The organism is Henriciella sp. (genome assembly GCF_029936995.1).
In the GTDB taxonomy this organism is placed as follows: Bacteria; Pseudomonadota; Alphaproteobacteria; order Caulobacterales; family Hyphomonadaceae; genus Henriciella.
Genome location: NZ_JAPYRE010000009.1, coordinates 29,373 through 42,401 on the forward strand (window position 1 = coordinate 29,373; position 13,029 = coordinate 42,401).

Genomic DNA, 13,029 nt, shown 5'->3' on the forward strand with positions numbered 1-13,029 from the left:
TTTATGGCTGAGCCTGGTCTTCCCCACCAAAACGCTCTGTCCATTCGCCGACCTGATCGTCCTCAATCTTGCGGAAAAGCACATCCGGCGGTGCGATTTCATGGCCATGGGGCAGGGCATCCAGCAGTGCGGCAACATCATCCAGGCTATCCTGCTTGAGCGTGCGTCGGTCTTCCGGAATGCCGAGCGCATCGAGGATCATCGCTGCGGCTTCAGGGATGATGGGCTGCGCGATGATACCGAACAGCGCGGCGAGGTTGAGCCCCGTGCGTACGCCAATCGCAGCCGCATCGACATCCGACTTGTACTTCACCCATGGTTCCGCCTTGGTGAGGTACTCATTGCCAGCCGCCCAGATTGCGCGTGTTTCGGCAGCCGCCTTGCGGAAGTCCATGTTCTCATAATGCTCGACCAGCTGCGGCAGCCGCGTCTCAAGCTCCGAAACCATCCAGGCTTCAGCTTCGCCGGACGCGCCGGTTTCCGGCACTTTCGCATCGAACTTTGACGCGCAGTACTTCGTGATCCGGTTGACAAAATTGCCGAGCACATTGGCGAGGTCTGAGTTGATCGCCGCCTGGAAGCCTTCCCAGGTGAATGCGGCGTCAGAGCCTTCCGGCGCATTCGCCGTCAGGTACCAGCGCCAGTAGTCGGCCGGCAGCAGCTCAAGTGCCTGGTCCATGAACACGCCGCGTTTGTTGGAGGTCGAGAACTTGCCGCCATACCAGGTCACCCAGTTGAAGGCCTTCAGCCGGTCAACCAGCTTCCACGGCTCCTCCGAGCCAAGGATGGTGACAGGAAAGGAGACGGTGTGGAAAGCGACATTGTCCTTGCCCATGAACTGGACATAATCGACGTCATCGGCACCCTCATCGGTGCGCCACCAGCTGCGCCATGCATCCGGGTCGCCCTTCGCTTTCGCCCATTCCTGTGTCGCGCCCATATATTCGAGCGGCGCGTCGAACCAGACATAGAAGACCTTGTTCTCGAAACCTTCGCGCACTGAACCATCCGGATTTGTGACCGGGATGCCCCAGGAAAGGTCTCGCGTGATCGCCCGGTCGCGCAGGCCCTCATCCAGCCATTTCAGGGCGATGGAGCGGGCAAGCGGGGGCCAGTCTGTCGACTTGTCCACCCATGCGCGGATCGTATCCTGCATCTTTGACTGAAGCAGGAAGAGGTGGCGCGTCTCGCGGATTTCGACATTCTTCGAGCCGGAAACTGCCGAATAGGGGTCGATCAGGTCGACTGGGTCCAGCAGGCGTCCGCAACTGTCACACTGGTCGCCGCGGGCCTTCTCGAACTCGCAGTGCGGGCAGGTGCCTTCGACATAACGGTCTGGCAGGAAGCGGCCATCGTCGATGGAGAAGACCTGTCGCATATTGCGTTCCTCGATCAGGCCGTTGGCCTCGAGGACATGTGCGAAGTGCTGGGTAAGCCGTTCGTTCTCCGGCCCTGAAGAGCGGCCAAAGTGATCGTAGGACAGGCCGAACCCGTCGCCAGCAGCCTTCTGGATGGCAAACTGTTCGTTGCAATAGTCCCGCACAGAAATCCCGGCGGCCTGTGCTGCCAGCTCGGCCGGCGTGCCATGTTCGTCCGTGGCACAGATATAGAGGACATCATGTCCCCGCAGCCTCTGAAAGCGCGCATAGACATCCGCCGGCAGCATGGAGCCGGCGAGATTGCCGAGGTGCTTGATGCCGTTGATGTATGGCAAGGCAGAGGTAACGAGAATGCGGCGCTTGCCTGTATCGGTCATGGTGCTGTCCATCTGTCGGGAGGCCTTGGTGTTCCAGTGTATGGTTTGCGGGCACTCATACCGCGGCCATACAAAAATGAAATGGGGCGTGCCTGAAAGGTGCAGCCACCAGCACGCGCGATTTCGCCTGTACGGGGCAGATCGGGTGTGTGCTGATGCCGGGATAAGCAGGCGATGTCACAAAGCAATCTTGCCCTTGGCGGCCACGCGCCTTAAAGGGCTTGCACGATGCCGGTATAGCTCAGCTGGTAGAGCACCTGATTTGTAATCAGGGGGTCGGGGGTTCAAGTCCCTCTGCCGGCACCATCGCACGCCATACAAATTCACATGGTTGCACTGGGTCATGTTTCGGCGATGGCGGATAGCCAGTACCCACTGTCGCATTTCAAGCGCGCGAATTCTCTTCAACAGTTAGTTTTCACACTTGCCGAATTCTTTTATCGGCGTTTCCGTCAATTCATCCGGCGACTTTGTCATTATAACCTTGTATTTCTTAATGAAATCGAGCGCCTTTTTGTTTGAGACCCAATCTCTACGGCTTGGCCACTGACCAGATACGTCAATGCCCCTGTATTGATTGAATGTCTCTTTATCAGGCATCCAGTAATGTGCGTCCGGGCGAGATTTATACCCAAGCACCAAACCATCCTTTGTGGTCACCAGTTCTTGGTAGCAATTGGACCTGGTTTCGCGCATGGCCTGCTCAAAGAATGACGCACTTCTATTGCCCTTCTGTAACAAGCGAGCTTCTTCGTCAGCATAGAGGTTCAATGCTTCAAATCTTTCCTCTCGAAGGTCGAACTCCGACGCCTCGAGCACATATCGAATGCCAAGAGATGTCCGGTGGACGGCTATGAACGCGTCTTTGGTGATCCTCACATTATCAGTCGCGAATGCCAGCGACGCACATGCGGAAACGCATTTTCCGGTCACAACGAGTTGCGTGGACTTACGCTCATTCAAAGAATTCGCAACTTGTAGCGCCCATAGATTATTTCCGCCCGATGATTCGACGCGTATTTCCTTGGCGCCCAGTAAAAGTGCATACTCAACCTGAAAAGCAAAATCCTTGTTGATCTCCCCTGACAGATCAACACCGGGAGCTTCTGCAAAAGCAGGTGATGAAACACACCAGGAGAGCATCAGGGAAACAAGGGTGCTATAAATGTATGCCGGGCTCATGACGTCCCCCTGTTTGGATGCGCTTAGTCTGGTTGCAGCAGGTGTTTGGGGATACGGGTCAGAAACTGGCGGTGTTTTGTCAATTATATTCGGGGCCGCTCGTTTGCGCGCCGAGGCGGCACTTCGCATACAGTTCCTGTTAGAAAACCGTCATGACACATCGTTATGAGGCACCCGTCCGTCAGGTCTGTATAGCGAGGTAGGCGATGAAGCGTGTAGCGATCCCGTTGGTTTTCGGCGTCCTGGCCGCCTGTTCGCAGGCAAGTGACCTGCCGACCGAGGCTGTGCCGGTTCTGGCAGAAGCCGAAACGCCAACCGCCTTCACGCGCGCCTACGGCCTCACCGAATCGATGGACGGTATGGTCCGCGTTTTCGCAAGGGAGCAGGGCGACCGCACGCTGCTGTACGAAATGCGCAAGCAGGAAGACGGCAGCTGGAGCGCGCCTGTCCAGCTCGATTTTCCGCACAGGATCAAGTTGACCAACCCGTCCTTCAGTTTCGCGGACGGTATGCTCTATTATTCTTCCGATGCCGATATCCTCGAGCGCGGGCAACGTGACGGCAACATCTGGCGAGTCGAGCTGATGGAGGATGGCTGGGGCACGCCTGAACACCTGCCAGCCTCAATCAATACCGGTGCGGAAGAACTGAACCCTGCAATGGACAGCCGGGGACGGCTATATTTCACATCCAACGGATATGACAGCGTCGGTGGCCATGACATTTTCCAGGCAATTGAAGACGATGAGTCGGGCGAATGGAAAATCTCCGGCATGCCGGACGGTTTCAATCACGCCCGCGCCGATGCCCATCTCGCGATCACGCCGGATGGCGGCCGGATCTTTTTCTACAGCCATCGCAAGCCCAAGCTCGGCGTGGTGGACATCTGGACAGCGACGCGCACCGAAGACGGTACATGGGGAACGCCGCGTAATCTCGGAGCTCCCGTAAATACGCCGGGAATCGATTTCGGGCCGGGCATCTCCTCTGATGGCGGGATACTGTTCTTTTCCAGAGAGGGTGAGCTCATGATGATCTCCCTGGAGGCGGCGCTAGAAGGTGTCGGTACGGTGAGTGAGAATTGAATCTTATCAAGTATAAGTAAATTTCTATAGCTCTCTTCTGTGAAGGCGGAATTTGCTCCGTATGGCGTCATTCCGGAGTGACTCAGCTCGGTTGGAAATCTACCGGAACGCTGAAAGAAAACGTGTTTTTGATGTTTCTTGGCTGCTGGTCCAGATTGTCTGATAGCGGACAATCCGGTCTCTCATCACTGCTTATTACTCAATTGAATATTATCGGGTTTGGCGAATTCAAATCTGTAAGCGCGCACGACTTTCGTGTGTGAAGTATAAGAGTATGTGTCAGATATATTACAGTATTTGTGAAGGTTTTGTGATGTCGCAATACTGTCAAGCAGCTGTGCGATAGGCGCGTCGAGTTCGGGGATCGAGACCGATTCCTGCTCGCGGATGAATCGAAAAGCCTAAGGGGGCTCTCATGAACACGGCGAAAAGCCTGCGTCTCGTCTTCCTTGCCAGCGCTGCGGCTCTGGCAATCGTCGGGTGTTCCGACACTGACATCTCCTCTCCGGGGAGCGGCACACCTCCCGTCTCGCCACCACCGCCGCCACCACCCCCGCCGCCGCCTGCGGCCTCGACCATCGATCTCATCCCGGCAGCCGGTTGCCCGACCGGTACGAGCGAGGCGACCTTCGAGGAAATTCCGTCTGAAGGCCTGGCGAGTGTCGATGTCTGCGCCATTGGCGACGCAGGTGCCAGCGAGACAACGATCACGACCGACGTTGAAGTGCCGGCGGGTGTGACCGTCGCAATCCGCGGCGCTGTTTTCATCGGTGAAGATGGCGGCACGGCGGCTACACTGACCCTGAATGAGGGCGCCGTGATGTACGGTGCTGCTGCCGAGGGGACCGGTGACGGCTCTGACGATTACATTGTCATCAGCCGTGGTTCACAGATTGACGTCAATGGCTCCGAGGCCAGCCCCGTGCGCATGACGGCCCGTGCCGCCATCAACGACGACAACACCAACTCAACGATCATTGAGGATGGCACGAACGCCCAGTGGGGCGGCCTGATCATCAACGGCTTCGCGCCAATCAATGCCTGCATCGACGGAACGGCTACCGGTGGGTCTGCGGGCTGTGAGAAGTCCGGCGAAGGGGCATCGGGCCTCTTCGGTGGTGACGACGCAGCAGATGACTCTGGCGAGATCAGCTATCTCACGGTGGAATTTGCCGGTGCGCGCCTGACCAATGATGACGAGCTGAACGGTATTGCGTTCCAGGGCGTCGGTTCCGGGACTGAAGTCGACCATATCCAGGTCCACAACAATCTCGATGACGGCATTGAGTGGTTCGGCGGCACGGTGAACGTGCAGTACGCTGTTGTCACTGGCGCAGGTGACGACTCGATCGACTGGACGGATGGCTGGCAGGGGTCCCTGCAATACGCCGTCGTCAATTCAGATATCCCGTCATCCGGTGATCCGCGCGGTATCGAGGCTGACAACCGTGACGGCGACAATGACAAGACGCCGGTTTCCAGCCCGAGCCTTTCGAACTTCACGCTTATCGGGTCCAGCGGTAACCAGCAGGGCGTCCTGCTGCGCCGCGGCACGGCCGGTACGATCGTGAACGCCATTGTTGCAGGCGGCTACACGCCGGGCCTCGATATCGACAATGACTTCACCTATGAAAACCTGTCGAACGGCGCGCTCACCGTTGCCTCCTTCTTCATCGACGCAGCCCAGACCCTGGCCAGCGACGATGATGACACGGCAAACGACCTGGCGACCTATGCGTCGAACAACGACATTGTCGGCGGCAACAATTCGCTCAGCAATCGTTACTTCCCCGGCCAGCAGGAACTCGATGTTCCGGTCTTCGATGTAACGGGGGTCGGTGCGCTTGAGGCCACGACCTATATCGGCGCCTTCAGCGAGACAGAGACGGTTGCTGACAACTGGGCAAACTTTGCCCTGTCCGGCACGCTCTTTCCGCCGGCTGGCTGCCCGGACGGAACGACCGAAGACGGCACGCTTGACGGCAAGACGCTCTGCCTTGTGCCGGGCGGCGAACTGCAAGACGACCTTACACTGACCAACGGCACAGAGCTGATCTACGAGCTTGATGGCACGGTCGTTGTCGGGTCTGACCTTGGGCCGGATCCGGACTCTCCGCTGGCTGGCGGCGCATCCGCAACGCTTACGATCGACCGTGGTGTGACCGTCGTTGCAGAAGGCAATGATGACTACCTTATCGTATCACGTGGCTCCCGGCTCGTGACGAATGGCACGGCCGCTGCGCCTGTCGTCTTCACCGCCAAGGGTGTTGTCGACGGCAGTGTCACGGCAACTGACAGCCTCAAGGGCGTCTGGGGTGGCCTGGTCATCAATGGCCGCGCACCGATCAATGCCTGTATCGACTCCACTGCGACCGGCGGCACGGCCGGCTGTGAAAAGTCCGGTGAAGGCTCGTCCGGTCTCTTCGGCGGCGGCACGCCAGACGATAATAGCGGGCGTCTTCGCTACACCCGCGTGCAGTATGCAGGTGTTCGCCTGACCAATGATGACGAACTGAATGGCATCGCCTTCCAGGGTGTCGGTTCCGGTACCGAGGTCAGCTATGTCCAGGTCGCGAACAATCTCGATGACGGCATCGAATGGTTCGGCGGTAATGTCTCCGCAGACCACGTGGTCGTGACCGGTGTTGGCGACGACAGCCTCGACTGGACAGATGGCTGGCAGGGCTCCCTGCAATACGCCATCGCCTATCCGGGTGTTGCCGGTGCCGAAGGCGCCATGTCGGGCGACCCGCGTGGCATCGAGGGCGATAACCGTGACGGTGACAATGACAAGGAGCCATTCTCCACGCCGCGTGTGTCGAACTTCACCCTGATCAATTCCGGTGAGCCTGCGACCCAGCAGGGTGCACTGCTTCGCCGGGGCATGAAGGGCACGATCGCCAATGGCATCATTGCCGACTGGTCGACCGGTCTGGATGTCGATAGCGATCAGACCTTCACCAACTTTGATAATGGTGAGCTCGAGATCAAATCGATCTTCCTCGACAATACCGAAAACCTTGCGAGCGACAGTGACGGTGTTCCGGCATTTGCCGCCGGGGACAACATTGTCGAGGGCGCGAACAGCCTGAGTGGTTTCTCCTTCGTCGACGGCGCTACGGGGGTCGTTCCGGGCAGTGCCGAGGCGAATGTCGATGTCTTTGACGTGACAGGCATCGGTGAGCTTGAAGCCACGACCTATGTCGGCGCCGTCGAGGGGACGTCCGACGACTGGTTCCTTGGATGGACGGTCGATATCTCGGGTGCCGAGACGACCAACTAAGGACCGCTGACACGAAAGGGGCAGGGCGGTCCTGAAAAAGGGTCGCTCTGCCTCTCCATTTCCAGACATCATAGAGGAGGTAACTCCTCTCCTCCGAGGGGGAAATCATGCTGAAATCTGCAACTTATCTTCGTCTGGCGCTTTTGACGGGGGCATCGCTAGCCTGCCTGTCCGGCGTCTCCGCCCAGGAATCCTCCGAGGAAACAGGCGACGAACTGCGCCAGGAAAGCGTCGTCGTGCGCGGCCAGTTCATTCCGGACGAAAAGCGCTCGACATCGGAAGTCTCGAGCCTCATCGACGCAAACGACTTTCAGGTCTCCGGCGATTCCGATGCGGCTTCCGCCCTGTCTCGCGTGGCAGGCATCTCCACCGCCGACAGCCGCTTTGTCTATGTTCGCGGCCTGAACGAACGTTACTCCAGCGCGACGCTGAATGGCTCTCCGCTTCCCAGCCCCGAACCGCTGCGCCGGGTCGCACCGCTCGACCTCTTCCCAACATCCGTTCTGCGCAGCATCCTGGTGCAGAAGACCTATTCGCCTGAGCTGCCCGGTGAGTTTGGCGGCGGGCTCGTGGATATCCGTACAAAGACAGTGCCGGATGAAGCCTTCTTCGAAGTCTCGACCTCCGTTTCGGGCAGCACTGAAACAACCTTCCAGGATGGCCTGCTTTATGATGGCGGCGATCTCGACTTTCTCGGCGTGTCGGACAACAAGCGTACGCCACCCCCGCTTCCGGCAGACGGGCCTGATGCGAATTTCGCCCGGTCGCTTACCAACGATTCCTCTCTGCTGATTATCCAGGAAGGGATTGTGCCGGCAAATGTCAGCCTGAGTGCCACGGGCGGTCAGCGCTTCGATATCAACAGCGATATTTCCATGGGCGTACTGGCAGCAGCTTCCTACTCCAATGAATGGGAGACGAAGGAAGGCGAGCGCGGTTTCGCTGACAGCGCAGGCGAAGGCCTGTCGCAACGCTTTGACAATGATCTCTATGCGACTGAAAACAATGTGAAAGCCAACGGCTTCGCGACGGTTGGTTTCGACCTTTACGACAATCATGAAATCCGCGGCACGGCCCTGATTACACGCTCGACCTCGAAAGAGGCCCGCACGGTCCAGGGGATCGATTTCGACGATAACTTCGAACGCCAGGACAGCATCGAATGGTTCGAGCGCCAGCTCTGGACCACCCAGCTTTCGGGGGAGCACTTTTTCCCGTCCCTGATGGATCTGAGTGTCGAGTGGCGCGCCTCCTACTCGGAAGCCCAGCGCAATGCGCCGTACCAGTTCAACATCCTTTACCAGGATTCCGGACAGGGCCTGCAAACGCTGTCCAACTCAGAGGACACGACCTTCTCCTTCAGCACGATTGACGACGACTCGACTGATCTGGGTATCGATCTCGAGCTGCCGCTGTCACGTGGGGGGGATTGTTATCTCTTCTGCGAGACGGATCTGAAGGCCGGTTATGCCTATAAGGAGAATGACCGCTTGGCGACCTCACGCATCTTCGCCATTGAGGGGCTGCCACTTTCAAGCACACGTATCGATTACCTGTTCTCCTCGCTCTATGCGAACGGCCAGCTGGATTCGAGTTCAATCGGCGGTGACCAGTTCCCCGAACAGTATGTCGCCACGCTTGAAGTGGATGCAGGCTATGCGGGTTTCGATACCCAGATAACGCCTTTCCTGCGCGGCGCTGTCGGGGTGCGTTATGAACGCGCGATTGAGGCCATCGACACGCGCACGATCGGGGCTGATCCGTCCCTGAACACGGTCGAGTCCTGTATCGATGCCGAGCCGGATGGTAGCTGCGATTATGAGTACGACCTGCTGCCAGCTGCCACGATCACCTGGAACCCGTTTGATGACCTCCAGGTCCGGGCCGGTTACTCCGAAACGATCACAAGGCCGCAATTCCGTGAGCTCGCGCCGACGGAATTCCTCAATACTGAAACCGATGTCGTTTTCCAGGGTAATCCCTTCCTGATCAACGCCTCGATCAAGAACTATGATGCCCGCGCGGAATACTATTTCGGACGTGAGCAGTTCATCACTTTCGGCGTGTTCTACAAGGACATGGAACGCCCGATCGAGGAGATCAACAATCGCTCAGGCGATGATCCGGTGACGACTTTCATCAATGTGCCGAGTGCCGAGCTTTATGGTGCAGAGGTCGAGTATGAACAGTCACTGCCGCTCTACAACATGTTCGGCTGGGACTGGTTTCAGGATCGCGACCTGACCATCAAGGGCAACTATACATGGTCGGACTCGGAGGTGCAGGCTGGCCGCAACCCCAACGACCTTGGGCTGGCGAGCCCGGAATTCTGTGCCCAGTTCCCGGATGAGTGTGTGGTGACCAACCAGCAGCCGCTCAACCCGGAGCCTTTCCTCCTGCCGGGCGCCGGCCTCATCCAGGACGGACGCCGTCTTCAGGGTCAGTCCGAGCACCTGTTCAATGCCCAGCTTGTCTACACAGACGATGTCGCGGGTACTGAAGCCAGCCTGCTGGTCAATCATGCAAGCTCGCGTATCCGCTCGGGCGAGGCGCTGGCACTCAATATCCCGGCCATTATTGAGGAACCGCCAACGACCATCGACTTCATCCTGAACCAGAATTTCGCCTACCGCGGCGGAGACTACGAGTTCTCCTTCAAGGTGCAGAATCTGTTCGGCGATGACTATGAGGCGTACCAGGAACGCGGTGGCGACCGTATCAATGTAGATGTCTACGATATCGGCACGTCGATCTCGTTCGGTCTCAAGCGGCGCTTCTAGCGCAGTCGGGCAGAACACAGGTCGCACTATTGCCCATTCTGGGCTAGATGTCTTGGTTGAGGGCGGTGAGAACCCGCCCTCAATACGTGAAAGAGTTGGGGCTATTGCAGGGTAGATTGAACATACAGAGCTTGAGCCCGAGGCTTGTGGAAGCCGCGCGTATCACTGCGCTAGTTGCTCTCGTCCTTGTCCTGGCCTGGCTTGTGGCGCGGCTGTTCTGGCTTTTCATGTCACCGGGCCCAGCAGTGTCGGATTTACGTCCGCAACCCCTGCCAAGCCCGGTGCAGACGTCCAGCGGCAGTGAGGTGCGGGCAGATCTCAGTCTCATCATGACGCAGAACCCTTTCCAGGCAGCGGAAACTGAAGCGGCTATCGTAACGGATGCTCCTGAAACCGATCTCAACCTCAAGCTGTCAGCCCTCTTCATGTCCACGGGCGAAGGCGTGAGTTCCGCAACGATCATAACGCCGGACAATGAGACAACCCGCTATGAGCTTGGCGATGAAATCCTGCCGGGCGTGATCCTTGAGCGGGTGCTTTCGGACAGGGCCATCATCTCGCGTGATGGCCGTGAGGAGACCATCATGCGCAGCGGGCGTGCGTCGGGCCTGTCGGTTATCGGCGACCCGGATACAGTCCGGACCGATGCGGGGCAGGTCACGACAGAAACGGCACCTCTGTTCAGGCCGGGCATTTCGGCGCGCACACTTATTGCCGGGCTGGTGGTCGAGGCGCAGCAGGAAAATGGTGCCACCACCAGCCTCCTTCTCCAGCCGAGAGGAGATGCAACTCTGATGAATTCAGCGGGCCTTGAACCCGGAGATCGTCTTGTCAGCGTAAATGGTACTAGGGTGGCTGAACTCGATCCGTCTGCGCTTGCTTCGCGTCTGTCATCGGGAGGCACGACGGCCATTACCATTATCCGGGCAGGGGAAACCCGGACAGTAGATATTCGCTTCGAGGAGGAGTGAGAGGGATATGAAGAAGCTGCTGAGCATGATGGCGGCCCTGGCGCTCGCCTTTCAGACCGGCCATGCGCTAGCGCAATCGCCGGAATCGGAACGTCATGTTCTGAGCCTCGATGATGTGGATATCACCGCCCTGATCGACGATGTGTCGATCATTACCGGTTATACGTTCATCCTGCATCCTGACGTCGCCCGGACGCGTGTAACCGTCCTGTCGCAGGCGCCGATGACCACGGATGAAGTGTTCCAGGTTTTCCTGTCGACCCTGCGGGTACATGGCTTTGCCGCCATACCGGCCGGGCAGGGGGTCTACCGTATCGTGCCGGAACAACTCGCAGTCGGCGAAGCAGGGACCCGAAGTGCCGGGCCGAACACATTCATCACACAGGTTTTCCAGCTCGATACTTTCGGCGCTGCAGAGGCGGCCCAGATGATCAAGCCGATTGTAGACGCGCAGGGGCAGGTGGTGGCGAATGCCCGGTCGAACTCGGTCGTCGTGGTTGATTATGCGTCCAACATGCCGCGCATCCGTGAGGTCATCCAGTCGCTTGACCAGGATGACAGTACAGAGGTGCAGACGCTTGCTCTCAAGAGCGTGCCGGCCCGCGAAATGGCGGACATCATTACGGAACTTCTCGGTTCGCGTGATGGCAATCCTGTGCCGAATTTCGAGGTCTCGTCGTCTCCGACTAGCAACTCCATCGTGATTCGCGGCGACAACAGGATGGTCGTACGCGCGATGGAGGTCGCCCGCGATCTCGATGCGGAAGAGCCGACGCGCGACAATCTTCGTGTCATTCCGCTGAATAATGCTAAGGCAGAGGAAATCGTGCCCGTGCTCGAAAAACTGGCGGCCACAATGGCCGATCAGCGCGGCCCAGCGGAGAATGAGACGCCCGAGGCGACGATTGCCGCGCATCTTGAATCCAACTCGCTCATCATCAGTGCATCACCCGACACGCTCCTGTCGATGCAGCGGGTCGTCGAAGCGCTGGACCAGCGTCGCGCCCAGGTGCTGGTCGAAGCCATTATTGTCGATATTTCCGAGGACACGGCACGTGAGCTCGGCGTCCAGTTCCTCCTGTCGGGAACAGGCGATTCAACGACCCCTTTCGCCAGTACAAACTTTTCCCGCTCCGCCCCCAACCTGCTTGCCCTGGCGGGCGCACTTATCAGCCCCGGCGGAGACTTTGGCGGTGGCGATGGCGGAAGTGATCTCGGATCGGCAGCCATTAACTCGCTTCTCGGTACGAACGGTTCACTGATCGGCTTCGGTGGCCAGAGCGGCGATACACTGTTTGGCGCTGTCCTGAATGCCGTTGAAGAAGACACCAATTCCCGCATCCTCTCGAAGCCGTTCAACATGACGCTCGACAATGGCACTTCCCGCCTGCTGGTCGGACAGAATGTTCCGCTGACCTCTGGCGAAGTGCTGGGCGATGCAAACTCGAACCCGTTCCGCACGGTCCAGCGTGAGGATGTCGGCGTCATGCTGGAAGTGACCCCACGTATTTCCTCCGACAACACGATCCGGATGGACATCAAGCAGGAAGTTTCCAGCGTGGACGGCGTGGTCGGTACGACCTCACAGGACCTCATCCTGAACTCCCGCGAAATCGAGACCAGCGTGCTCGCAGATGATGGAGAGATCATCGTCCTCGGTGGCCTGATTGAGCAGAGCGAGTCGACGGTAAACTCAAAAGTGCCCTTCCTGGGTGACATCCCGGTCGCGGGCAACCTGTTCAAGTCCGAAGGCAAGGGCAGTACGCGCACCAACCTGATGGTCTTCATCAAGCCGACAATCGTGCGCAACCGGGACGATGCCAACCGCGTCACGTCCCGCAGCTACAACTATATCCGTGCGCGCGAATTGTTGCGCGAAGATGCACCGAATATAACCGTGGACCAGTTTCTGGGCGAAGTGCTCGGCGACACCCCGGAGACCGAAAGGTAGGGCCTTCGGGTGCCTGCCATG

The 13,029-nt window shown here is 58.5% G+C and carries 7 protein-coding genes and 1 tRNA gene; 6 read left to right on the plus strand and 2 right to left on the minus strand.

All coding sequences use genetic code 11. The annotated features are described in order from the left end of the window. Nucleotide 1 precedes the first annotated feature (1 nt). Nucleotides 2-1,756, minus strand: a complete 1,755-nt coding sequence (metG, locus tag Q1K31_RS15540; RefSeq protein WP_300381563.1) for a methionine--tRNA ligase — start codon at nucleotides 1,754-1,756, stop codon at nucleotides 2-4. Nucleotides 1,757-1,986: 230 nt separating this feature from the next. Here metG and Q1K31_RS15545 point away from each other — a divergent pair. Beyond that, nucleotides 1,987-2,062: transfer RNA gene (locus Q1K31_RS15545), tRNA-Thr, on the plus strand. A gap of 105 nt (nucleotides 2,063-2,167) precedes the next feature. Here the strand turns inward: Q1K31_RS15545 and Q1K31_RS15550 are convergent. Further along, the gene (locus Q1K31_RS15550) at nucleotides 2,168-2,938 is read right to left on the minus strand and encodes a hypothetical protein (RefSeq protein WP_300381566.1); all 771 of its coding nucleotides are present in this window, start codon (nucleotides 2,936-2,938) and stop codon (nucleotides 2,168-2,170) included. A 206-nt stretch (nucleotides 2,939-3,144) separates the two neighbouring features. On the opposite strand from Q1K31_RS15550, the gene Q1K31_RS15555 reads away from it, so the two are divergent. From Q1K31_RS15555 to gspD, 5 genes are all read left to right on the plus strand, one after another. Further along, the gene (locus tag Q1K31_RS15555; RefSeq protein WP_300381569.1) at nucleotides 3,145-4,023 is read left to right on the plus strand and encodes a sialidase family protein; all 879 of its coding nucleotides are present in this window, start codon (nucleotides 3,145-3,147) and stop codon (nucleotides 4,021-4,023) included. A gap of 415 nt (nucleotides 4,024-4,438) precedes the next feature. After that, a complete protein-coding gene (locus Q1K31_RS15560; protein ID WP_300381571.1) occupies nucleotides 4,439-7,306 on the plus strand; it encodes a hypothetical protein in 2,868 nt (955 codons plus the stop codon). A 107-nt stretch (nucleotides 7,307-7,413) separates the two neighbouring features. After that, nucleotides 7,414-10,086, plus strand: coding sequence for a TonB-dependent receptor (locus Q1K31_RS15565; protein WP_300381574.1), 2,673 nt, complete (start codon nucleotides 7,414-7,416; stop codon nucleotides 10,084-10,086). A 131-nt stretch (nucleotides 10,087-10,217) separates the two neighbouring features. Further along, entirely contained in the window at nucleotides 10,218-11,057 is an 840-nt protein-coding gene (locus Q1K31_RS15570) for a type II secretion system protein N (RefSeq protein ID WP_300381577.1), read from the plus strand. A gap of 7 nt (nucleotides 11,058-11,064) precedes the next feature. Further along, nucleotides 11,065-13,008, plus strand: coding sequence for a type II secretion system secretin GspD (gene gspD, locus Q1K31_RS15575; protein WP_300381580.1), 1,944 nt, complete (start codon nucleotides 11,065-11,067; stop codon nucleotides 13,006-13,008). Nucleotides 13,009-13,029: the final 21 nt, after the last annotated feature.